The sequence below is a fragment of the Thiorhodospira sibirica ATCC 700588 genome (assembly GCF_000227725.2).
Classification (GTDB): Bacteria; Pseudomonadota; Gammaproteobacteria; order Ectothiorhodospirales; family Ectothiorhodospiraceae; genus Thiorhodospira; species Thiorhodospira sibirica.
The window spans coordinates 769835-791753 of the sequence record NZ_MU255056.1; the positions used below are offsets into that span (position 1 = coordinate 769835).

Annotated in this window: 20 protein-coding genes and 1 pseudogene; 7 read left to right on the forward strand and 14 right to left on the reverse strand. The window is 56.8% G+C overall.

Translation table 11 applies throughout. The annotated features are described in order from the left end of the window. Positions 1-266 precede the first annotated feature (266 nt). Together THISIDRAFT_RS03685 and THISIDRAFT_RS03690 are read left to right on the forward strand one after the other, a co-directional pair. Positions 267-782 carry a peptidylprolyl isomerase gene (locus THISIDRAFT_RS03685; protein WP_040852418.1) on the forward strand — a complete coding sequence of 172 codons (516 nt, stop codon included), beginning with the start codon at positions 267-269 and terminating at the stop codon, positions 780-782. 19 nt (positions 783-801) lie between these two features. Next, on the forward strand, positions 802-1551 hold the full coding sequence (locus THISIDRAFT_RS03690; RefSeq protein ID WP_006787597.1) for a UDP-2,3-diacylglucosamine diphosphatase: 750 nt from the start codon (positions 802-804) through the stop codon (positions 1549-1551). Positions 1552-1575: 24 nt separating this feature from the next. Here the strand turns inward: THISIDRAFT_RS03690 and THISIDRAFT_RS03695 are convergent, their stop codons facing one another. The 3 genes from THISIDRAFT_RS03695 to THISIDRAFT_RS03705 all read right to left on the reverse strand — a co-directional run bounded on the left by THISIDRAFT_RS03695 (position 1576) and on the right by THISIDRAFT_RS03705 (position 4158). Further along, complete coding sequence (locus THISIDRAFT_RS03695) at positions 1576-2868, reverse strand: arsenic transporter (RefSeq protein ID WP_006787598.1); 1293 nt, start codon at positions 2866-2868, stop codon at positions 1576-1578. A 106-nt stretch (positions 2869-2974) separates the two neighbouring features. Further along, complete coding sequence (locus tag THISIDRAFT_RS03700) at positions 2975-3454, reverse strand: arsenate reductase ArsC (RefSeq protein WP_006787599.1); 480 nt, start codon at positions 3452-3454, stop codon at positions 2975-2977. A gap of 350 nt (positions 3455-3804) precedes the next feature. After that, a complete protein-coding gene (locus tag THISIDRAFT_RS03705) occupies positions 3805-4158 on the reverse strand; it encodes an ArsR/SmtB family transcription factor (protein WP_040852421.1) in 354 nt (117 codons plus the stop codon). 667 nt (positions 4159-4825) lie between these two features. On the opposite strand from THISIDRAFT_RS03705, the gene THISIDRAFT_RS03710 reads away from it, so the two are divergent. Then, complete coding sequence (locus THISIDRAFT_RS03710) at positions 4826-5206, forward strand: hypothetical protein (RefSeq protein WP_006787602.1); 381 nt, start codon at positions 4826-4828, stop codon at positions 5204-5206. Positions 5207-5277: 71 nt separating this feature from the next. Here the strand turns inward: THISIDRAFT_RS03710 and THISIDRAFT_RS03715 are convergent, their stop codons facing one another. Further along, on the reverse strand, positions 5278-5460 hold the full coding sequence (locus THISIDRAFT_RS03715) for a hypothetical protein (RefSeq protein WP_006787603.1): 183 nt from the start codon (positions 5458-5460) through the stop codon (positions 5278-5280). 214 nt (positions 5461-5674) lie between these two features. On the opposite strand from THISIDRAFT_RS03715, the gene THISIDRAFT_RS03720 reads away from it, so the two are divergent. Both THISIDRAFT_RS03720 and THISIDRAFT_RS03725 read left to right on the forward strand, forming a co-directional pair. Continuing rightward, positions 5675-7597 (forward strand): ATP-binding cassette domain-containing protein, encoded by a 1923-nt coding sequence (locus THISIDRAFT_RS03720; RefSeq protein WP_006787604.1) that lies wholly within the window; start codon positions 5675-5677, stop codon positions 7595-7597. A 36-nt stretch (positions 7598-7633) separates the two neighbouring features. After that, entirely contained in the window at positions 7634-9331 is a 1698-nt protein-coding gene (locus tag THISIDRAFT_RS03725; protein ID WP_006787605.1) for a mucoidy inhibitor MuiA family protein, read from the forward strand. 105 nt (positions 9332-9436) lie between these two features. Here the strand turns inward: THISIDRAFT_RS03725 and THISIDRAFT_RS03730 are convergent, their stop codons facing one another. From THISIDRAFT_RS03730 to THISIDRAFT_RS03745, 4 genes are read right to left on the reverse strand one after another with little or no spacing between them, the layout of a single operon-like run. After that, positions 9437-9967, reverse strand: a complete 531-nt coding sequence (locus THISIDRAFT_RS03730; protein ID WP_006787606.1) for a protein disulfide oxidoreductase — start codon at positions 9965-9967, stop codon at positions 9437-9439. After that, entirely contained in the window at positions 9934-10677 is a 744-nt protein-coding gene (locus tag THISIDRAFT_RS03735; RefSeq protein ID WP_006787607.1) for a tRNA threonylcarbamoyladenosine dehydratase, read from the reverse strand. Before THISIDRAFT_RS03735 ends, THISIDRAFT_RS03730 begins: the two co-directional genes overlap by 34 nt. Beyond that, positions 10674-11669, reverse strand: coding sequence for a zinc-dependent alcohol dehydrogenase family protein (locus THISIDRAFT_RS03740; protein WP_006787608.1), 996 nt, complete (start codon positions 11667-11669; stop codon positions 10674-10676). Before THISIDRAFT_RS03740 ends, THISIDRAFT_RS03735 begins: the two co-directional genes overlap by 4 nt. Beyond that, positions 11669-12604, reverse strand: coding sequence for a pentapeptide repeat-containing protein (locus THISIDRAFT_RS03745; RefSeq protein WP_006787609.1), 936 nt, complete (start codon positions 12602-12604; stop codon positions 11669-11671). Before THISIDRAFT_RS03745 ends, THISIDRAFT_RS03740 begins: the two co-directional genes overlap by 1 nt. A gap of 665 nt (positions 12605-13269) precedes the next feature. Here THISIDRAFT_RS03745 and THISIDRAFT_RS03750 point away from each other — a divergent pair. Next, complete coding sequence (locus tag THISIDRAFT_RS03750) at positions 13270-14598, forward strand: NAD(P)/FAD-dependent oxidoreductase (protein WP_006787610.1); 1329 nt, start codon at positions 13270-13272, stop codon at positions 14596-14598. Between the two features lie 45 nt (positions 14599-14643). Here THISIDRAFT_RS03750 and THISIDRAFT_RS03755 read toward each other — a convergent pair whose 3' ends face one another. Then, positions 14644-17175: an ATP-binding protein gene (locus THISIDRAFT_RS03755; protein WP_006787611.1), complete on the reverse strand. Its 2532-nt coding sequence runs from the start codon at positions 17173-17175 to the stop codon at positions 14644-14646. A 360-nt stretch (positions 17176-17535) separates the two neighbouring features. Between THISIDRAFT_RS03755 and THISIDRAFT_RS03760 the strand changes: the two are divergent. Continuing rightward, a pseudogene (locus tag THISIDRAFT_RS03760) lies at positions 17536-17658 on the forward strand (IS5/IS1182 family transposase); the annotation flags it as partial. Positions 17659-17682: 24 nt separating this feature from the next. On the opposite strand, the gene THISIDRAFT_RS03765 reads toward THISIDRAFT_RS03760, so the two are convergent. The 5 genes from THISIDRAFT_RS03765 to THISIDRAFT_RS03785 form a co-directional block, all read right to left on the reverse strand. After that, entirely contained in the window at positions 17683-18621 is a 939-nt protein-coding gene (locus tag THISIDRAFT_RS03765; RefSeq protein ID WP_006787612.1) for a patatin-like phospholipase family protein, read from the reverse strand. Positions 18622-18628: 7 nt separating this feature from the next. After that, positions 18629-19615, reverse strand: coding sequence for an SLAC1 anion channel family protein (locus THISIDRAFT_RS03770; protein ID WP_006787613.1), 987 nt, complete (start codon positions 19613-19615; stop codon positions 18629-18631). An 84-nt stretch (positions 19616-19699) separates the two neighbouring features. Next, a complete protein-coding gene (locus THISIDRAFT_RS03775; protein WP_217159216.1) occupies positions 19700-20227 on the reverse strand; it encodes a helicase-related protein in 528 nt (175 codons plus the stop codon). 42 nt (positions 20228-20269) lie between these two features. Next, a complete protein-coding gene (locus tag THISIDRAFT_RS03780) occupies positions 20270-21670 on the reverse strand; it encodes an RNA-guided endonuclease TnpB family protein (RefSeq protein WP_221913953.1) in 1401 nt (466 codons plus the stop codon). Next, on the reverse strand, positions 21667-21919 hold a 253-nt coding region (locus THISIDRAFT_RS03785; protein ID WP_040853542.1), incomplete at its 5' end, for a recombinase family protein. The genes THISIDRAFT_RS03785 and THISIDRAFT_RS03780, both read right to left, overlap by 4 nt.

The following is a 21919-nucleotide window of genomic DNA, read 5'->3' on the forward strand; positions in this document are numbered from 1 at the left end:
CAGGGAAGCCGCAGCGACGTTTTCAATGCCGGGCGGGTGAGCGGCGTTCCCAGGTTTTCGTGCCGGGCTGGGGCTTGGTGCGCTCAAAGATGTTACAATCCTGCGGTGCGTAGCCATGATTTGGGCATTTAATAATGATGACCGCATTCGTTGCGCGCGATGATTTCTATGTATCATTAAATGCATGAGGGAATTGCACAATGTCTTTCAAGACACTATTTTTTGTCCTCGTTGTACTCATTTTCATTAGCATAGGTAACTTTAGCATGGCGGAAAACCAAAACCCTCAGGTCAAACTCACCACGACGCAAGGTGTTGTTGTATTGGAGCTGTATCCTGAGAAGGCACCCATCACCGTGGAAAATTTTCTCAACTACGCCAATGAGGGTTTTTACACGGGTACTGTTTTTCACCGTGTGATCCCTAATTTTATGGTTCAGGGCGGGGGGTTTAGCGCAGATATGCAGCAAAAACCCACCGGTGAAACCATTCGCAACGAGGCCAATAACGGTCTGAAAAATGACACTGGTACGATTGCCATGGCCAGAACCCCCGATCCGCATTCGGCTTCTTCGCAGTTTTTTATCAATGTCGCGGATAATGATTTTCTCAACTTTAAGTCTGAAACCTCGCAAGGCTTTGGTTATGCGGTGTTTGGGCGGGTGATTGAGGGAATGGATGTGGTGAGTCGTATTGTGGCGGTACCGACAGGACGCAGCGGGATGCATCAGGATGTGCCTAAAGATCCGATCGAGATTACCCAGGTTGAGGTCATCCAGTAAAGATCGGCGGGAGCGTTGCGTGGGCCATTGTCTGTTTGTTTCGGATGTGCATCTGGACGCGCAACGCCCCGACATCACGGCGCGTTTTGTTGCCTTTTTACAGGCACAGGCCCGTCAGGCCTCGGCACTGTATATTCTCGGGGATTTTCTGGAGTACTGGGTGGGTGATGATGATCACATGGCGCACCTGGATGCGGTGATCACGACCTTGCAGGCCCTGACAGCCAAAGGTATGGCGCTGTATTTTCTCCACGGGAATCGTGATTTTCTGGTCGGTGAAGGTTTTTGCCGACACCTCGGCGCGCAGCTGCTGGCGGCTGAAACGGTGATTGATCTGTATGGCCGCAAAGCCTTGCTCTTGCATGGCGACAGTCTGTGTACCGATGATCGGGCGCATATGGCGTTTCGGGCGCAGGTGCTTGCCTCGGACTGGCAGGCGGCTTTTCTGGCTCAGCCCTTGGCGGAACGCCACCGCCAGGCCCAGCATATTCGCCAGCACAGTCAGCAACACACCCGCCAAAAGGGCTTATCCATGCTGGATGTCAATGCCGCTGCCGTGGCGCAGATCATGCGCCGTTTTGGGGTTGATCTCCTCATCCACGGCCACACGCACCGCCCCGCCATCCATACGGTCTCTCTGGGAACCCACACCGGCCAGCGCGTTGTCTTGCCTGACTGGGACACGCACGGCGGCTTTGTATACGCCAGTGCGCAGGCGATACGGCTGAACTGTCTCGGCTCAGACGCTATGCACCGGCGGTGCGGGTGATGCAGTTTGCTGCTCCGTTCTTGATTAGCGAATAATACTTAACCAGCCAACGAGGGCGAGCAGGGTGATGAGTAACACCGGCGGGGTGATGAGAATGCCGATTTTGAAATATTGCCCCCAGGTGATGCGCATCCCTTTGCGGGCGAGGACGTGTAGCCAGAGCAAGGTGGCCAGACTGCCAATCGGGGTGATTTTGGGGCCCAGATCTGAGCCGATGACGTTGGCGTAGATCATGGCCTCTTTGATCAGGCCATCGACGTTGGCCTGGTCGATGGAGAGGGCGACGACCATCACGGCGGGCATATTGTTCATGATGGAGGACAAAAACGCGGCGATAAAGCCGGTGCCCACGGTCGCCACCAATAGCCCCTGTCCTGCCAGCCAGTCAAGCCCTTGGGCAATGTCGGCGGTCAGGCCCGCGTTGCGCAGTCCATAGACCACCAGATACATTCCCAGCGAGAAGATCACAATCTGCCACGGGGCATGACGCAAGACCTGGCGTGTGGAAATGCGATGCCCTCGGGCGGCAACCATGAGCAACAGCGCCGCACCAACGCCAACAATCGCCGAGATCGGCACGCCCATCGGCTCAATCACCATAAAGGCAAACAGCAGCAGTGCCAAGACTGCCCAGCCGGTTTTAAAGACGGTGGGGTCTTTGATGGCCTGTGCTGGGGTGCGCAGGTCGTTGAGGGCATAGTGGCGCGGGATCTGTTTGCGAAACAGCAGATACAGCACGCTTAAAGAGGCGGCGACCGACACCAGATTGACCACGATCATCACGCTGGCGTATTCACGAAAGCCAATCCCGAAAAAATCCGCCGAGACGATATTTACCAGATTGGAAATCACCAGCGGCAGGCTGGCGGTATCCGCGATAAAGCCCGCCGCTACCACAAAGGCCAAGGCGGCCCCGGCAGAAAAGCCCAGCGCCAGCAGCATTTCCAGCACAATCGGGGTGAGCATCAAGGCCGCGCCGTCATTGGCAAACATCGCTGCCACCGCTGCACCGAGCAAGATGATCAGAACGTATAATTTTACCCCATTGCCCCCGCCCCAGCGCGCCACATGTAAGGCCGCCCACTCAAAAAAGCCAGCCTCATCCAGCAATAGCGAGATGATGATGATAAACACAAAGGTCAGGGTAGCATTCCAGACAATATCCACCACTATCGGCACATCGGAAAATTGCACCACGCCGGTTAATAAAGCCACAGCAGCCCCGGCCAGGGCGCTCCAGCCAATGCCCAGCCCTTTGGGCTGCCAGATAACCAGGGTAATGGTGACGATAAAAATAGTCAGTGCGGTGAGTAGCATAGCGTTCGGATGAATTCCTGATCAGATGAACGGAAAACACGCCATTTGTCGGCGTGCGTTGATTGTTTTGATAGTTGCCTAACAGTCAAAATAAACGGCAAAAAAATCAGCCGAAACGCTCACCGATCTCATCCAGATGGCGCTTGAAGGCCTCAGGGTCGGTGATCAGCGTATGGAGCGGCAGTGCTAAAAAGGCCTCAATGCGCTGGCGCAGGGTGTGATAGGCCGTCTGGAAGGCGGCATTAATCTGGGCCTCGGTGCCGCTGGCCTGTGCTGGATCAGCCACGCCCCAATGACTGCGCACGGCCTGCCCCAGGTAGGCCGGACATGTTTCCCCGGCGGCATGGGCGCATACACTGATGACGATATCGGGTGTCTGTGGCAGGGCGTCCCAGGATTTGCTGTGCAAGCCAGCAGTTTGAATGCCCTCGCGGGCCAATAAGGCCAGTGAACGCGGATGCACTTGGCCGGTTGGCTGACTGCCAGCGCTCATGGCCTGCCAGCCCGCTGGCGCAAGGTGGTTAAAGGTCGCCTCGGCGAGAATGGAACGACAGGAATTGCCGGTGCATAGAAACAGGATGTGCATAGCGATGCTCTTTCAGGATTTAGGGTTGATGGGGGGGAGCAAAAAACAGTTCTTGATTTTTTCTTCATTCTTCATCAAAATTCCCTACTGTAGATAGGTTATCTACAAGCGCGAAGGTTTCGCGTTCCATGGTCGGGGTCGAAGTCGAATCGCAAAGTTGTTCTCTGTTCAGGATGAACGCCGAGGCCACTTTTATGGCGCAAGCTGGGTTTCGACGGCTGAAACCGCCCATGTTGCCGGTGTTGACCGGCCATTCGGTTGGGACTGCTCAACCAGGACTCCAGTTGCTCGCCCGCAAGGGTGTTATCAACGGAGAGCGAAGTGCCTAAAAATCGCATAAGCAACTTTGTTTAGGTTTTTAGGAGCAGTACCGTTGTCGCACAACCAGAGGACTGACGCATTTGTGCGCATTGCTCCGGCTCCCCAGCGCAGCATTCCTCGGTGAGATAGGCAATCAGCGACAGCATTAAGGGAATATCGGCGCGATACCGCAAAAAGCGCCCCTCCTGCTCCACCTGTAGCAATCCCGCCTGAGTCAGGGTTTTGAGATGGAAAGACAGGTTAGCCGGTGGAATATCCAAAGCGGTGGCAATGTCTCCTGCCACCAGGCCGCTGCTGCCGGTTTTGACCAGTAAGCGAAACACCTCCAGCCGGATCCCGGAGGCCAATGATTCAAACAGGGTGGTTGCCTTTTTTTGATTCATGCTTAAATAATAAAACAAATTTTTAAATAAATACAAGCGAACGCTTATCGCAACATCCCGCGCTGCATTCTGCTGTGCCATACGGCGTTTTGCCGAGGGCCTGGGGTGCCAGGCCACAGATGCGCATGGGCACACATTGGGTCGGTTTTCCCGGCATTTGGCCGACCGTTTAGCCCGCCATAAACGGCTGGCTTTACATGGGCAGTAAAAGTGGCTAATATTGCGCCGCATCAGAGGCAACAGAGGCTTTTAGCCACTTTATGGATTCTTGCAGTTGTAGTCCCCAACAAAAGAAGGCCGGTTCTGGCCGACGGTTTCCCGATTACCCTACACACCTCAAGTCAAGCCCTTCCGCGATCCACTAATCGTCGTTTTGGCCTCTTGACCTGTTGTTGTATCAGGAAACAGCCGGGCAAGAGACAAAATACCCTACCCAGCAGACAGTATCTTTGAAAAGATGCGGGTCTTTGGGTTTCTTATTTTGTTAATTCCAGCACAAACATGCCACATGACCGTTATCGCGTCTGCGCAGAGGATGCGTGGCGCTGTCTTTGATCGGTCATGGTCAGTCCGTCCTTCCTGTACGGTTGCTTTGTTATTTACGACAGGGCTGAGTTTATTAAAACCTTTTTAAGAATATCGCCCCAGGCGACGTGAGGAGACTGGCATGTCCCATCTGATCCGTAACACCCTCAAAGCACTCAAAGTGGCTGCTCCCCTGCGTACTCAACCGGCTGATCCGGCAGTTGCCCAGGTTTGTCATGCGTGTCGTGAAGGGGAATTAGGTTCTGCCAGACTGGCTTTTTTGAAGCTGGATGAAGAGGCGCAACTGCGCGTGTTGGAATATATCGAAACCGGTGAAACGATCCGCTTGGCGCACGGGCTGCCACCCTATACCATTGCGCGTTTGTATGAGCGTCTGCCCAAGCGCCTGGGCCGCAGCCTGATTCAGGCACTTCCTGAGGGCAAGCGCCATGGCGTGACGGTGATTCTGGATTATCGCCGCCGTACCCACACCCGCCAAACCCATCAGCAGTTCTCGTTTTAAGCGCCTCCGCGCCAAACGCCCTGGTTCAGCCTGTGATGTGTGCAGGCACAGGCTGAACCAGGGGGCGGGCTTCAGGCGCTGGGTCTGCTGCGATCCATATTAAACCAGATGGCCCACGCGGCAGGGCCACTGATCACTGCCAACGCTCTGAGTTCGTCGGCGGTGAACTCGCTTTTGGGCCGGTTGGCATAGCCGCGACTCAATCCATACACCACACCGCCAAATACAGCCCAGACTACCAGGATAGATAACATGGAAGACTCCAGATTAATATAGGATTATATGCTTATATTCAAATTAGCATAAGCGGTCAACATGCCGCCATAGAGCAGCGTAGTCACTGTCCGCCAGCACCGGGCAAGGTATAGAAGATCACCCCAGATTTCAAGCATCCCCCACCCAATCCGTGTAGAATGAGCCATTCCGTGCGGTTTCCCATCCTGGCAATTTTTGCGGTTTTATCTCTCCATGCCACTGATTACATTACATGATGTCTGCCTGGGCTATGGTCAGCCCGTACTCTTTGATCACCTTGATCTCAGCATTGATCCGGGCGAGCGTGTCTGCCTGGTCGGGCGCAATGGCACGGGAAAATCCACGCTGCTGAAACTGATTCATGGCGAGGTCATCGCCGATCAGGGGCAGATGGTGCGCCAGGATGGGCTGCGGGTAACCATGCTGGAACAGGAGATTCCCCCCCAGGGCGATAAAAGCGTCTTTGAGGTGGTCGCCGATGGCCTGGGTGAGCTGGGTCAGCAGGTGCGTGATTATCACGAGGCCGCGCGCACGCTGGCTAAGTCCCCGGATGATCCGCAAGCCCTCACTCGTTTGGCGCGGGCACAGCAACATCTGGAAGCCAGCGGGGGCTGGTCTTTGGAGCAGCGGGTAGAAACCGTATTGTCCCGGCTGGAATTGCCGGCTGATATGCCATTTGCAGCCCTCTCGGGGGGGCTTAAACGGCGGGTGTTATTGGCGCGTGCCCTGTTGTGCGAGCCGGAGCTGTTATTGCTCGATGAACCGACCAATCATCTGGATATTGCCGCGATTGACTGGCTGGAAAGCTTTTTACTGAATTTTTCTGGCAGCCTGTTATTTGTCAGTCATGACCGCGCCTTTGTGCAGCGGCTGGCGACGCGCATCATTGAACTGGATCGCGGCCAGCTCAGCGACTGGCCGGGGGATTATGCGCTGTATCTGGAACGTAAGGCACAGGCTTTGGAGATTGAAGAGCGTCAGGCCGCCTTGTTTGATAAAAAGCTGGCACAGGAAGAGGTGTGGATTCGCCAGGGCATCAAGGCACGGCGCACGCGTAATGAAGGCCGGGTGCGCGCCTTAAAGGCTTTGCGCCAGGAGCGGGCCCAGCGGCGTCAGCGTGAAGGCAGCGCCCAGTTGACCATTCAGCAGGGGCAGGATTCAGGCCGTCTGGTGATTGAGGCCGACAAGCTCAGCTTTGCCTATGACGGGCAATGGGTGGTCCGCGATTTCTCTACCGTGATTTTGCGCGGCGATAAAATCGGCCTGATCGGCCCCAACGGGGCGGGCAAAACCACTTTATTGAAATTACTGCTGGGCGAACTGGCACCGCAACAGGGGCGCATCCGCCAGGGCAGTAATCTGGACATCGCTTATTTTGACCAGCATCGCAGCCTGCTTGATGAGGAGGTGAGCGTGGCCGACAACGTCGGGCAGGGACGCGATATGCTCAGCATCAACGGCCAATCGCGCCATGTGCTGTCCTATTTGCAGGATTTTTTATTCTCCCCGCAGCGCGCCCGCCAGCCAGTCAAGGCGCTGTCGGGCGGCGAGCGTAACCGTCTGCTGCTGGCGCGGCTTTTCACCCAACCGGCGAATATGCTGGTACTGGACGAACCGACCAATGATCTGGATGCGCCCACCCTGGAATTGCTCGAAGAGCGTCTTGCCGCCTTTAATGGCACCGTGCTGCTGGTCAGCCATGACCGCGCCTTTCTGGATAATGTGGTCACGGCCACGCTGGTGTTTGAAGGCGATGCGCAGGTGAATGAATATGTCGGCGGCTATGAAGACTGGCTGCGTCAACGCAAAAGCCCGCCGCCCACAGAACGCCTGGCACCTGCCACTACCTCCAAAAGCCCCCCCAAGGCAGCGCCCGTAGCGCCCACCGTAGCACCGGCTACAACGCCTAAGTCCAAAAAGCTCAGCTACAAGGATCAACGGGAGCTGGAGACTTTGCCCGTGCGCATTGAGGCGCTGGAAACCGAACAAAGCACCTTATTGCAGCAGATCAGTGATCCGGCCTTTTATCAGCAAGACCCGGCGCAGATCAGCGCCACGCAACAGCGCCTTGATATACTGGTTACTGAACTGAATGAATGCTATAACCGTTGGGAAGCCTTAGAAGCCGCAACCTAAACAATTCTCATCACCATGTTGGTCCCGGGAGGTTTTATGCGACACTCGATTGCCCTGATGCTGTTCACCCTTGCCTTATTATGGTTTTTACCGACCACGGCCTTAAGTATGCAAACCTTTGAACTCCGTACCGAGATACGCGAAGTCACCATTTATACGGATCGTGCCCTGGTATTGCGCGAAGGCGAGGTCGAAGTCCCGCAAGGCATCAGTGAAGTGCTGATCAGCCCGTTACCGTGGGCGCTGGAAGATCGCTTTGTGCAAACCTCGGTGCTGGGTGCAGAGGATGTTTTGCTGCTGGATACGCGCATTGAACGCGCCGCACCCGAGCAAGGCGAAGAGCCACCCCGTCTGCTGACCTTGCGTGAAGAACTCAAGGCACTGCAAGAACAACAGCGGGTGCTCAACGATGAAATGAAGGCGCAAAAGCAGCGCAGTGATTTTCTCGGGCGCATTGAAGGGGCCATCACCGGCATCCACCCAAAGGCTGAGCGCGTCCCTGAACCGGCGGCCTGGGAGGCCTATTTAAGCTTTTTTGCGGGAGAATGGGCCGGCATCTTTGAGCGGGAACGCCATCTCAATGAAGCCATCAAGGAACTGGATGACCAGATCAAGGCCGTGCAGGCCGCTATCAATGACTTCGGTCGTCGCCAGCAGCAACGGGCAAAAACCGCCCGCATCCGGGTGCAGACCGAACAGCCTCAAACAATGACGGTGCGCCTGAGCTATTTGATTGCGGGTGCTTCATGGACTCCGCAGTACGATATTCGGGTCAGCGATGCCGAGCAAAGCCTGCATCTGCAATATCGCGCTGCGGTGCGCCAGCAAACCGGTGAAGACTGGCCCTCGGTGCGCTTGCAGCTCTCCACCGCCCAGCCCTCGCTGGATAGCACCGCCCCCAGCCTGCCTACCTGGTGGCTTACCCCAACTCTACCCCCGCCGCCGCCCCCTTCCGCACGCATGCAAAGTGGTGGCATTAACTCCGCCACACAGATGTCACCTCCGGGAGTGATGATGGAATCCGATGGCCTCGTCATGCAACAGGGTCGTGATAACCTGGATGGCCGCGTTGCCCGGCGGCAGGCCGCACCCGCCAGAGCGGAGGTCAGCCGGGGCTTGACCGCCACCACCTTCACCATCAGCGCGCCGACGCAAATCCCGGCAGATAACACCGCCCAAACCGTGACCATCGACGCGCATACGCTAGACGGTGATTTTCATTATGTGCTGGTACCAGCCCGCTCGCAGAATGCCTTTTTGCAGATCAAGACCGAATATGACGGCGAGGCCGTTTTGCTCCCCGGTCAGGCCAGCATTTTTCACGGGCAAACCTTGGTCGGTCGGGCACAGCTGGAACTGCTCTCGCCGGGCGAAACCATCACCCTGCCGCTGGGCATCTCCTCGGCGATTCAGTTTGAACGCCGTCTGGTACGCCGTTTTGTGGAAAGCAGCGGGATTCTCGGGCGTCGCACCAAGCGCATCACCTACGAATACCGCACCAAGGTGGAAAACCGCTCCACCACCACAGCGCACATCCAGTTACAAGACCATATCCCGGTTTCCACCGATGAGCGTATTCGCGTTAACCTGCGCACCCCCGGCGAGGATCACCGCGTGACTGACAAACGTGGCGAGCTGCTGTGGTCTTTTGAACTGGCGGCCGGTGAAAGCAAAGAGGTCTCTTTGATCTTTGTGATTGAACACCCTGAAGACCTGTCCATCGTGGGTCTTTAAGCGCGTAGCGCGCGGCTTCCCTGCCTGCGCCGCGTGCGTCGCGGCAGGCAGGCAACCGTCGCTTTTTTAAAGCGGCATCTGGAAGATGCCGCCACGACAGAAAAATTAGCGCCACTGCGCCAGCCACAGACGGGCACGCAGGCCCAGGCTTGAGGTGTAGCCGCGTTCGCGGTAGCGGATATTGCCGTGCGGGTCGATGATAAAGCTTGCCGGGACCGCAGAAACCCCAAACTGCGCGGCGAGCTCGCCGTGTTCATCCAGCAGCACGGGGAAATCCAGTTCATGTTCGCGCAGATAGGCCATGACGCGGTAGACATCCCCCGACTGCATGGCAATGGTGATTACCGGCCAATCCGCAGCGACGGCCTGAATGCCATTTTGCGCCACCCGACACACCCCGCACCAGCTGGCCCAGAAATATACCAGCACCGCCTCGCCGCGATAATCTTCCAGATTAAATGCCGTACCATTCACTAAAGTGCCGTGCAGTGGCGGTGCCGGACCGCTGAGCATGTCGCGCTCCAGCCAGCTTTTGAAGGCCCAGAACAGCGCCAGAATCAATAGCAGTTCCAGTGCATAGCGCCACCAGCGGCGCGGTTTTTTTACCGCCTTGGGGTCGTTGTCGGATGGAGCCATGTCTGCAAGACCACGCCAGCCAGGGTAAAGCCAAACAGGGCCGGCAGATAGGAGATGGTGCCATTGATGGCGCGCATCCGCCCCTGCGGATCGCCTTCAATCGGGCTGTGGGCGCTGCCTTTGCGGGCGGTTTCTGTGGAGTAGATCACCGGATAGTCCAGATCAGCCCCCAGGCGGCGCAGCTGTTTGCGCAACATACGCGCCAGCGCACAACCCTCGGTGCGTGCCAGCGTCCCCTGACGCAGGGCCAGCGGATCAAGCCGCCCGCCGGCGCCAAGACTGGAGATGACCGGAATCTGGCGCGCCTGACAGGCCGCCACCAGAGCGGCCTTGCAGGCGATGGAGTCGATGCAGTCCAGCACATAATCCACCGTGTCGGGCAACAGGGTATCAACATTATCCGCCTGCACAAAGGTGGTGCTGACGGTCAGTGCAATGGCCGGGTTGATGTCGCGCATTCTGGCAGCAATCACCTCGGCCTTGGGCTGGTGCAATGAGGAATGCAGGGCCGCCAGTTGCCGATTGAGGTTGCTGGGACTGACCGCATCATGATCAATCAGGGTCAGCCGCCCCACCCCAGCACGGGTCATGGCCTCTGCCGCAAAGCCGCCGACCCCGCCCAGACCAGCAATCAGCACATGGCGCTGTTGCAGTTGTGCCAGCGATTCTGCGCCAATCAGGCGCTCGGTGCGCTCAAAGCCTGCGCTCATCCGTCAATGACCAACACCAATTTGCCTTGAATCCCGCCGCTTTCCAGCAGCCGGTGCGCGTGGGCAGCCTCAGACAGCGGCAGGGCCTGATGAATGTGGATATGCAATTTGCCTTCCTCAATCAGCCGCGCCCCTTCGCGCAGGATCTGCGCCTGACGGATCAGCTGTTTTTCCAGGTGCTTAAACATTGGGGTTAGCATCAATTCCAGCGAGATGCGCAGATTGCGGCTACGCGCCTCGCCCCAGTCCATGCCCTCGGGCGGGGCCAGCAGAGTGACCACCTCGCCATAATCGCGCACCGCCTGACACGTCTGCGCAAAGACCTCACCGCCAACGCCATCCAGACCAATATCCACCCCATCGGGGAATACGCCACGCACCGCACCCACGACATCCTGTTCACGGTAAAGGATACTGTGGGCACCCCGTTCGCGCAGCCAGGCAGCGCCTTCGGCAGTCCCGACCGTGGCACAGACCTTGGCCCCCTGATGCAGGGCCAGTTGCACCGCCAGATGACCGACGCCGCCTGTGCCGCCCTGAATCAAAATGGACTGGCCTTTGCTTAAAGATACCCGCTCAAACAGAGATTCCCACGCCGTAATCAGGGCCAGCGGCACCCCGGCGGCCTGCACAAAATCCAGGGTATCGGGCATCCGGGCGGCGTGATACTGGCTGACCACCGCATACTGGGCATAAGTGCCAGGATGGCCACCAATGCCCCCATAGCAAAAATAGACCGCGTCGCCGGGCTGGAAACGCTCGACACTTTCGCCAATTTTTTCCACCACCCCGGCGCCATCACAGCCCAAAATGGCGGGCAGACGTTCCGGGTAATAGGTCCCCCGGGCGCGCAACTTGGTATCAATGGGGTTGACCCCGGCCGCATGCATGCGGATTAACATATCGTGCGGCCCGCGCAGGGTCGGTTCAGGAACCTCCTGCTCACACAAGACCTCCGGGCCTCCGGGATGCGGCATCACCATGGCTTTCATCAGTTTTGCTCCTCACCGTCTACCAGACACCGACCGCGTGAACCGATGTCGCACACCTGCCCATTGAGCCAGATGGTACGATCCAGCTTCGCCCCGCTGAGATTGACGTTTTGCAGGTCCGCACCGCGCAGATCCGCATAGCTCAAATCCGCATTCTCAAGATTCGCGCCATAAAGCTTGGCCCCCTGCAACACCGTGCCGACCAGCTTGGCCTCCTGGAATTGCCCCCGCTCAAGGCCGGTACGGCGTAAATCCGCATAGCTTAGATTCGCGCCCCGCAGATTGGCGCCGACCAGACTGGCACCGAGCAAATCCGTGTTACTGAGGGTGGCCCCTTCCAGGTTCACCCCATTCAGGCGCGCCCCGGCCTTACGGCAGTGATTCCAGTTAATGCCCGGAGCCGGCGCTGCCATACAATCCGGGGGCGCAACCACCACCTTGGGCGTGCTGGGCCACAAAAACAGGGTCGTGCTCAAGACCACCACCAAGCCGATCACCAGCCATAAAGGCCAGGCCCCTTTGAGCTGATCAGAGCTGGGGCGTTTCAGCAAACTCGCCCGTTGACGGCGATGCTCAAGCATCTCCGGGTTTTCCGGATGGCGGCGATCCTGGCCCCGGCCTCTGCCTCGGCGGGCGTCATCCTCCGCCTCGTCAGTCTGCTTGCGCCGGTCCTTGGCCCGCTCATCTTCACGCATTCTGGCCTGGCGCAAGCGCTCCTGCCCCTCGGGGGTATCCAGATCCTTGAATTCATCCGGAATCAGCTCAGGGTATGCCATCAGCGGATACCATATCTCACGATCCTGACTCACCTCGTCTTGCTCCACCAGCCGCCCCAGCAACACATAACGGCGCACCAGCATTGTAGGATAAGGCCCATGCACCACGCCATCGCGGCGGGTGAACCAGAGTTTATGTTTATCGCTTGATTGAGTCATATCTGTCTTGCGCGAGAAACTCCGGCATTCATACCGGAGAAGGCTGTCGCATCATCGTGCCTCGCACGATCACGCGGCCCTGTTCGCGTCCTCCGTTTGTCGTGCGTGATTGGGGTTGACCGGGAATATCCTGACAGGAAATCAGGCCGTTTCAGGTGCTAAACATAGTCGCTTCGCTCATATCATACAAGCTTTTAGAATCAGTTGATGACCTGAGGAAATAGCTATCCTGCATCGTCTTCATCAGTTTGCGCGGGAAACCCCGGCCGCAAGGCCAAGGAGGGATAGCGCAGCACGCAAAGCGTGCTCCTGTTCCCGACGCCTCCTCTTTGGTAGCTGGCTCTCTTTATACATGGATGCTATCTTCATTTTAACCGCCGGGCTGGCGGGGTTAGTCTGTGGAGAAACTGTAAGTCCGGTGTCTCTTTGAGGCATTTGGCAGGTCTCGGCGAAGCAGAAAGCGCTCAGCAGCAATGCTGGGAATCCCCGTCCTTCCTGCCTGCCGCGACGCACGCGGCGCAGGCAGGTAGGGCGGGGTGGATGTCAAGATATAAGCATCACATAGTTTCTGCGAACAGGCACTAAATTCGGGATAGCGGCATATTCTGGATTTTGCGGCAGGCATGGGCTATGCTCAATGATAGATACCGCCTTGGATCAATGCCATGGATAAATCTGTCAACGCTGTTCAGCGAATGTTTTCCCGTCGGAGTTTTTTGCGTTGTGCTGCGGCGCTGCCGTGGATGTTTGGCGCAGCGCAGGCGCGGGCGTATACGCATACGCGGGCACATATTGTGATTTTGGGCGGGGGCACGGCGGGGCTGGCCATCTCGGCACAGCTTTCGCGCCTGCTCAGCGGAGCACGGATTACCTTGGTAGAGCCGGCGGATGTACACCACTACCAACCCGGCTGGCCGTTGATTTTATGCGGCCTGTCCTCGGTTTCCGAGACCCAAACCCCAAACCAGCGACATATTGCCCTGGGTGTGCGCTGGCTACAGACCTGGGCACAGGCGATTGATCCGCTGAAAAATCGTGTCTATACCGCCGATCAGCGGGTATTGGAGTATGATTTTTTAATTGTTGCGCTGGGCTGTGAGACGGATTTTGAGGCGATTGAGGGGATGCATCCTGAGCTGTTGGGGCATGAGGGGGTCTTTTCCATTTACGGCGGCGCTCGCAGTGCACGCAAGGGCTATCATCTCTTGCAGCAGGCCCACGAGATACCCGACGCCAGCATACTGTTTACCGCCCCGGATACGCCGATAAAATGCCTGGGCGGCCCGATCAAGGCGGCCTTGATCAGTGATTTTATGCTGCGCCGTCAACGTGTGCGTGAACACATGGCGCTGCACTATTTTTCCGGATCAGCGTGTTTGTTGCCGCAACCGCAATTTGCCCGCCTGGCCGAGCATTTTTTGCAGGAGCGGGCGATTGAAGTGCATCCGGCTTTTGTATTGAAAGGCATTGATCCCGGCTATCGGCTCGCCTATTTTGCCGCGCCTGACGGCACGACCAAACGCCTGAGCTATGATCTTTTGCATATCGTGCCGCCAATGCATGCGCCCGGCGTGCTGACCCATAGTGGTCTGGCCTGGAAAAATGGGCCCTATGCCGCTGGCGGCTGGCTGAAAGTCGATCCACACACCCTGCAACATCCCGATTACTTCAACATCTTCGGCATTGGCGATGTGGTGGGTACGCCCTACGGCAAGACCGTCTCCACCTTGCGCTATCACCTGAGCACAGTCACCGAAAATCTGCTGGCCTTGTTACACGGTCAGGAGCCTCGCCCCTTGTTCAATGGCTATACCTCATGTCCGCTGTATACAGAAATCGGGCGGGCGGTGCGCATGGCCTTTGACTATAGCCGAGAATCCGCGCCGGATCCGTTCATCTCACCCGCCAATATGGATACACGCATCGCCTGGTGGCAGCAGGTTCACCTGTTCCGCCTGATCTACCTCAATCTGCTCAAAGGCCGGATGGCCTGACAGCAGCTCTACCCTATGCAGCATCGACACCATGCCTTACCCTGTTCAAGATCGCCGTGTGGCCGCATTTTGCAGATACTTATCACACACTGATAACAGTTCAGCGACATTGATCGGCTTGGTCAGGTATTCATCAAAACCCGCCTCCTTGCCCCGACGGATGTCCGCTTCCATGGCGTTGGCACTGACGGCGATGATGGGGATCTCGGCGGTTTTGGGGATATTGCGCAGGCGGCGGATGGTTTCATAGCCATCCATGCCTGGCAGATTGATGTCCAGCAAGATCATGTCCAGCCGCTGGACATCACGCACCAGATCCAGACCCAGCTCGGCGGTGTGGGCATCCAGTAACTGGATGTCGGTACGACGGGCCATGATGCGGCTGACCAGGCGCAGATTTGACGGGTTATCCTCGATATACAAAAGCACATGCGTTTGTGTTCCAGGGCTGTTTTCGCTCAGAGACGGGGGTTGTGTCATCATAGAGTCCTCGCTGCTTTGCTGTTGTCCTTTCGGTAGGGTGAACCAAAAGGTGCTGCCTTTCCCAACCTCGCTTTCCACATGCAGTTCACCGCCCATCATTTCAATCATGCGATGCGAGAGCATCAGGCCAATGCCCGTGCCATCGATGAGAGTATTTTCCATCCCCAGTCGCTCAAAGGCCTGAAATAACAGTGGCATTTTTTCCGGCGCGATGCCTTGGCCAGTATCCGTGATGCTAAGACGAATCCACTGATTGGGCAGTTCCTCACAGCCCAGGATCACCTCGCCATCCGGGCGATTGTATTTGATCGCATTGGAAAGCAGATTGATCAGTACCTGTTTGAGACGGGTTTGGTCGGCATAGACCGCCACCCCCTCAAGTGCCCCCGTCTGATCAATGATGGCAATCCCTTCACGCTGCGCCAAGCCTTCCACCAGGTTGATGCAGGCGTTGAGCGTATCTCTTAACGGCACATCCTCCGATGAAATCTGCAGCTTGCCTGCCTCGATGCTTGACAGATCCAGAATATCATTGATTAACGAGAGCAAATGCCGCCCAGCGCGCAAAATTTCATTGACATTATCAAGCTGCTCTTCGTTGAGAGGGTCGTGTCGGTCGCTTTCCAGTAATTGCGAAAAGCCTAAGATGGCATTCAAGGGCGTGCGCAATTCATGGCTCATGCGTGATAAAAAATCACTTTTTGCCTGATTGGCTTTTTCCGCATGTTCACGGGCGCGATTCGCCGCTTCTTCCGCCCGGCGCCGCTCCTCCATTTCTTCTTCCAGGCGCTGATTGGTGGCCTGCAACTCAGCGGTGCGCTCGTTGACCCGTTCTTCCAGGGTAGCACGGGCGCGGTACAACATGCGTTCGCGCTGCGAAATGCTTTTGATCGCATTATTAAAGGCATTGGCCAACACATTGAATTCATCCCGAGTGTTGAGGATGATCGGCTGGTCATAGCGCCCTTCCTTGAAGGCATAGGCCCCAACAAGGAGCTGATTAATCGGCTGGGCCACCGTGCGCCGTGCCACCGCATCGCCAAAGGGAAGCACCAGCAAGGCCGAAATCACCAGTACCGCCAGCGCTGCCCCGTGAATGCGCTGAATCTCGGCGGCCACAATGCGCTCTTCAAGCGCCATGATGAAATAGGCGATATCTCCGTGTTGCAGCGGTAACTGCTGCACCCCGAGATAATAGTCCGAGCGTTGCAGCAGACCGTCTGCAGCCCGATGGTGCGCCTGGAGCAAGTGAGGCATGGCCTGCAATTCATCCGGGCTGAAATGGTGGATGTATTGGCTGTGCTCATAGCGGCTCAGTGACTCTACAGCATAGGACATGCCGATGGGCAGGCGCAGGCGGGTCATTTGAGACAAGGGATATTCTGCCAGCAAATAGCCCAGAAGCTGCTCACTGCCATCCGGCAACACTTGCTGGATCCGTCCATAGACCTCGATGGAGATCCCTTCGCGCGGATCCAGGGTATAGCGAATCTCACCCGTTTGACCAAATTTCTCACGCTGCAAGTCCCCCAGCCAATCCGGGGTGGGAGGTGCGGTCCAGCTGTTCCCGCCATCCGTTGAAATCAACGGCACAGGCTTACCGGATTCGTCGGCCATGACAATCCCTTCCACGCTGAAACCACCGGCCACCCGTGCAAAGGCCAGCAAAGTGCCATCGGGTCGATAAATCCGCAAAATCTCCATGCTGGTCGTGCGCGCATGCAATGCCAGAATGGCACTTAAGGCCTGCTTATCCGAAGAAAACAGTTGGGTATCATTCAGCGGTGTGCGGGGGTCAGCATCCACCAGACGGATCATGGAATCCTGCACATCCTCGCGCTGGATTAAAAGACTCACACAGGTCATCAAGCGCTGATGATGTGAGGCAAAATCCTCGCGGATAAAGCTAAAGGCATCATCAAACTGGCGCTGTGCGCTGCTTAAACGATCCTGCTTGATAAAAAAGCCCAGCGCTAGCGTGGTCAACAGGAGCGCACTTGCCAGGGTAAACAACAACAGCAGCAAAAGCTTGCGTCGTACATTCAGGCGCGAGGTGAGCAACGGCGGCTGCAAGGTGTTTTTTTTCAGTGGCATGGGCTCTTATAGTCTCGACGATGGATGTGCAATATCCCAGGATCGTGCGTAGTCCCTTGGATAAAACTCGGCGCAAACTCAACCTGAGGCGTGCAAAAGTGTAATGCAAAACTGGAGAAATCGGGGAGGAATTAAAAATGGGTCAACACGCCAGCCGACATCGGCCTGGGCACAGTGAATGCGGTATTCAATCGCTTGACGGGCTTACGATGAAATTTCTTCAAAATCCTTTCAATGCGAATAAATCCAACACCCCCGCGCCCGGCAACCTGGCGCCTGACAGAGTGCTGGGGTGCCGTTTAGGTCTCGCCTGAATCACGACTCATTGTTTGGTGATTCGTGCGATGGCTCCGGGGGTTGGAGCGCGGCTTCGCCTGGCTGGAAAAGCATCGGCGGCTTTAGAAAAACGGCGAGCGCACGCTCAACACCCGCTTACCATTCGTTCACTTGGCCTTCCTGTGCCTCTTGCTCAAGAGCCTTTGAACAGATTCTAAGAGCAAAAAACAGCTACGGGTTTGTAACGGTGACGAAACGATCTAGCTGTCTGCGGGCGCTTTCAATGCTGGGGGCGGCCTGACGGTAGATTTCCTCGGCTTTATAAAACTCCAGCACTCGCACCCCGACCAGCTCGGGCTGAATCAGCAGGTGCGGGGTGTTTTGTTCCAGCTTGGCCGCCAGAATGGAGCGCTGCATATTGGTGAAGCTGGCAAAGATGGTGGAAAAAATCGACGGACTTTGATCGGCCTGTCCCTCGCGTTGTCCCAAGACATCCACCGCAATCACCAGATCGCAATCCGCCAGCAAAAGATCATAAGGCACGGGGTTGGCCACGCCGCCGTCCACCAGATAGCGTTCCTCATATGCAACCGGGGCAAACAAGCCGGGCACCGCCATGCTGGCCTGCACCGCCTGCAACACATCACCGCTATCAAGCACCACTGGCTGGCCACTCCACAGCTCAGCGGCGACAACCTGCAAGGGGATTTTCAGCTCGGCAAAGGAGCGTACCCCGGTGGCGCTGTGCAAAAAGGCGAGAAAGTCATCCGAGGCAATCAGACCGCCTTCGCCAAAATCCAGATCAATAAAATCCAGCCAGCGCAGCAAATCACGTTTTTGGAGGATTTCGCGCCAGCCTTCATCCTCCTGAATCAGCAGACGATTGAATAATTCGCGGATCTCAACCCCGGAAAGTCCAGCGGCATAGAGCATTCCCATGATTGCGCCGATACTGGTTCCGGCAATACGATGCGGGCGGATACCCAGTTCATCCAGCAGCTCAAATACCGGAATATGCGCCAACCCCTTGGCCCCACCACCGCCCAAGGCCAAACCAATCCGCAAGCTTTGCAGATCCCCCTTGACGGGCGCGCTGTGCAGCGGCGAAGTGCTCATACCCAACAGCGGCAGGCTGGCTAAGGCAGCGATAAAATGACGACGTGACACCATGCTCACCTCAATCCTCTTCCACGCAGATCTCACGCCGCCACACCGCCACAGCGGTGCGCACCAGCAGCATCAGCAAAACCAGATTCAACACCACAAACAAGATCACCGACAGCCATTTGAAAAACACCAGATCCAGGCGGGCATACATGGTCAAGGTCGCCAGCGTAATTGCCGCCAAGGGAAAGGAATAGGCCCACCACGACAAGAAAAAGCGGATGCCAATAAAGCGCACCAGCTGCGTGGCCAGCAATAAGGTGGTAAACAGACCGGCATAATAAAGAATCCGGGCGAAATGATTCAGCTCACCGTGCAGGCTCAGATACGACAAAAAGCCCACCGCTGGCGGCGCAATCAGAATAAACAGCGTCGGCAGCAGGCGTTGCGGCAAGGGATTGTGAAAGATCACCCGATAAAAAAAGATGGTCAATAACACCAGCCAGAATAACAGACCCAGACTGAAGAAAAACCAGGAAACCTCATAAAAACCGTGCGCAGTCCCGGCAATGGGCACCAAAATATTACCGACCACCGGGATAAACCACGCCGGATTGATGTGCTGAATCTGAAAATGCTCATGATGCATCCACACATTCATCACATACAGGGTCAACAGCAGATGCAGCGCACTGCCCACCATCCACAGCAGCCGTGACAGCTCAGGCCACAGTGGCAGGGTCGCCGTCGCCAGTAAAATCAGACTGATGGAAAAGGCCGGGAAAAAATTGAGCTTGACCGGATGGCGCAGCTCCTTGATAACCGCGCTGCGATGGCGCAACAGCTTGAGGCTATATAACAGCGTAATGGTGATAAACAGCCCCCCGGCCAGCACCGTAATCCCCTGGCCCACTGACCAGGACAGGGCAAAAACCTGCTCAAAACGCCCCCAGGCCAAGGCCAGCCCGGTCACGCCCATGACAATGGCAAAGGCAGCAATGGGGAAAAACGGTAAACGTAAAGCCGTGGTATCCTCTGTCAATGTAGATGGGGTGTGCATGTATCGTTCCCGTAATCGTGCTTTTTATCGCTTATTTGCGTATTTTAGTGAATGTTAAACGTGTTTTCCGGAGTATAGCCTAGGCTATCCCCACCCGGTGCTCAATAGTGTTGCCAAATCACGCCGTGACAGAACCGCCGAGCAATCGCGCCAATCCTTTTCAAGTGGTTCTATGGTGCTGGTGTAGCGCAAATCAAAGCCCGTGGCACGCCTCTGGGCATCAATGTATTCATCAAGCTTCTCACCGAGGGTTTCGATATCCTCGATCCACTCATCCTTGATGGTATCCGGTAAAGACCCGAAAAGATCATAACGGTTGCGCATACGCTCGGATAAACGTTCATAAATTTTCTCGTCCACCGTCTGCTCGAATACCAGATTCAACATATCCACGGTATCGCGCTTTTGACCGAAGCGTTTAATACGCCCGATGCGCTGTTCCAGTCGGGTCGGGTTCCAGGGAAGATCAATATTGATCAGCGTACCAAGGGTTTGCAGATTAAGCCCTTCGCAGGCGGCATCCGTGGCGACCATAATGCGAATCTCGTGCTCAGCCACCATGCGTTTTAGCGTTTCGCGCTCGACCGTGACACGCTCGCCGTGTTGGTACAGGCGGCTACGTCCCGCTCCCGCGTAAAGTCCTAGCGCCTGCTCCTAAAAACCTGAACAAAGTTGCTCAGGATGGTTTTTCGGTAATTCGCTCTCCGTTGATAACACCCTTGCGGGCGAGCAACTGGAGTCCTGGTTGAGCAGTCCCAACCAATGGCGCTCAGTCCGTTCCAGCAAGATCGCCTTGACCCGCTTGAACGGGGTAAACCGCTCAATGTCCGGGTCTGATAACCTCGCCAGCACGTTTCGCGCAGCGTTTTGGTCTGCCTGCAACACAACCCCGTCGGAACAGTAAAATTGATCCCCTTGCCGTTTGCCGTCAAGGCATCCAGTTCGAGAATCCATTTGCGATGTGTAAGCCGGATTGACCAGCACGACCGTCGAACCTCGACGGTGTGAAACACTGTCAAGTGCTTCGGCAATGACGCCTTTCGTCCAACTTGTGAGGCGGCGATTGACGTTCTTGCCGAAGGACTTGCCCGCCATTGGGGCGGCGAGATCTTCCGCCGCGATCACAGCGGCTTTGTCGACGACCTTGTTCACCGACTGGAACACGATGTCGCGGATGCGCGCGTGCGTCTTGTCCATCTGCCGATTGAGCTTTTTGCGCCCGAGGTTGAACCGGCGGATGTGCTCACGCTTGCGCGGGTTGCGGGTGTTATTGGCACGCGCGCGCAGCTTGGCGCGGCGCTGATATTTGGCCTTGAGCTTGTCGGAGGTGTCGGTGAGGATCGCGCCCAGTTCCTGGCCGTGGTGCTCGCCGTCGGAATCGACCATCACCTCGGAGTAGCCTTTATCGACGCCGATGGTGCGCGTGCCGCTGTTCTGGGTGATGTCGGCCTCGATGGTGTAGTGGACCTCGATGCGATCCTCGTCGGTGAGGATGATCCGTAGCGTACCGGTGGGCGCCACCGTGGTATCGAGTGGAATGGCGATGCGAGTGCCTTTGACCAGGCCGGGGATCTTGATCCAGACGCGCCCGCCGAGGTGAAAGGTGGTGTAGTTGTCCGCGCGCACGATGATTTGGTTATGGGTGTGGTTGTGTCCGCGACGCCAGTGCTTGCGCATCACCCGGCGCAGATAGGGATCAGTTGTCCAGTCGGTGCGCTTGAGCGCAGTGAACAAGCGCTTTTGTTCGATCTTGTCCTGGGTGTGACGCCAGATCGAGCGACGCGCCTTGACCTTGGCCGCTTCCATGTTGGCGGTGATGTCGCCCTTGGCATCGCGCAGGGTTTCTTTCCAGGCATTGGCCGAGACCGGGAAGGCGCGGCCTTCGCTCAGCCAAGCATCGCGAATCTGGCGGTCGGACAAGCCCACGCCGTGCAGCGAACCAAAGCGCTGCCAGACATCAGAGCGCACTTGCCCGAGCCGCCGTGCCTGTTCGCGCAAGGCCGCCACCTTGCCCTTGTTCGGGCGCTTGGCGCGCAGAATCCGCGTGACCTTCATTCGCAGGCGTCCTTGGGTTGGCGAAGAGACATCTCGGCAAAGTCCTCCTTGATGGATTGTTTGTATTTGCGCATCCCGTACAGCCGACAAGAAAAGGTCTGCACAATCGCCAATAGATCCTCGACCATCTCTTGCTCGGGCGAGAGGGAGTCCTGGTTAACCACCACGATCTCGCAGCCGTTTTCATCAGCCAGGTGCGCAAAGAGATCAAAGCCAAAACGCATCAACCGGTCTTTGTGGGCGATCAGC

Coding starts and splice junctions, on each gene's coding strand:
- THISIDRAFT_RS03725 (WP_006787605.1), top strand. CDS start 7,634: ATGCGACACTCGATTGCCCTGATGCTGTTCACCCTTGCCTTATTATGG.
- THISIDRAFT_RS03770 (WP_006787613.1), bottom strand. CDS start 19,615: ATGCACACCCCATCTACATTGACAGAGGATACCACGGCTTTACGTTTA.
- THISIDRAFT_RS03740 (WP_006787608.1), bottom strand. CDS start 11,669: ATGAAAGCCATGGTGATGCCGCATCCCGGAGGCCCGGAGGTCTTGTGT.
- THISIDRAFT_RS03720 (WP_006787604.1), top strand. CDS start 5,675: ATGCCACTGATTACATTACATGATGTCTGCCTGGGCTATGGTCAGCCC.
- THISIDRAFT_RS03745 (WP_006787609.1), bottom strand. CDS start 12,604: ATGACTCAATCAAGCGATAAACATAAACTCTGGTTCACCCGCCGCGAT.
- THISIDRAFT_RS03700 (WP_006787599.1), bottom strand. CDS start 3,454: ATGCACATCCTGTTTCTATGCACCGGCAATTCCTGTCGTTCCATTCTC.
- THISIDRAFT_RS03755 (WP_006787611.1), bottom strand. CDS start 17,175: ATGCCACTGAAAAAAAACACCTTGCAGCCGCCGTTGCTCACCTCGCGC.
- THISIDRAFT_RS03705 (WP_040852421.1), bottom strand. CDS start 4,158: ATGAATCAAAAAAAGGCAACCACCCTGTTTGAATCATTGGCCTCCGGG.
- THISIDRAFT_RS03695 (WP_006787598.1), bottom strand. CDS start 2,868: ATGCTACTCACCGCACTGACTATTTTTATCGTCACCATTACCCTGGTT.
- THISIDRAFT_RS03780 (WP_221913953.1), bottom strand. CDS start 21,670: ATGAAGGTCACGCGGATTCTGCGCGCCAAGCGCCCGAACAAGGGCAAG.
- THISIDRAFT_RS03715 (WP_006787603.1), bottom strand. CDS start 5,460: ATGTTATCTATCCTGGTAGTCTGGGCTGTATTTGGCGGTGTGGTGTAT.
- THISIDRAFT_RS03735 (WP_006787607.1), bottom strand. CDS start 10,677: ATGAGCGCAGGCTTTGAGCGCACCGAGCGCCTGATTGGCGCAGAATCG.
- THISIDRAFT_RS03710 (WP_006787602.1), top strand. CDS start 4,826: ATGTCCCATCTGATCCGTAACACCCTCAAAGCACTCAAAGTGGCTGCT.
- THISIDRAFT_RS03730 (WP_006787606.1), bottom strand. CDS start 9,967: ATGGCTCCATCCGACAACGACCCCAAGGCGGTAAAAAAACCGCGCCGC.
- THISIDRAFT_RS03765 (WP_006787612.1), bottom strand. CDS start 18,621: ATGGTGTCACGTCGTCATTTTATCGCTGCCTTAGCCAGCCTGCCGCTG.
- THISIDRAFT_RS03750 (WP_006787610.1), top strand. CDS start 13,270: ATGGATAAATCTGTCAACGCTGTTCAGCGAATGTTTTCCCGTCGGAGT.
- THISIDRAFT_RS03685 (WP_040852418.1), top strand. CDS start 267: ATGGCGGAAAACCAAAACCCTCAGGTCAAACTCACCACGACGCAAGGT.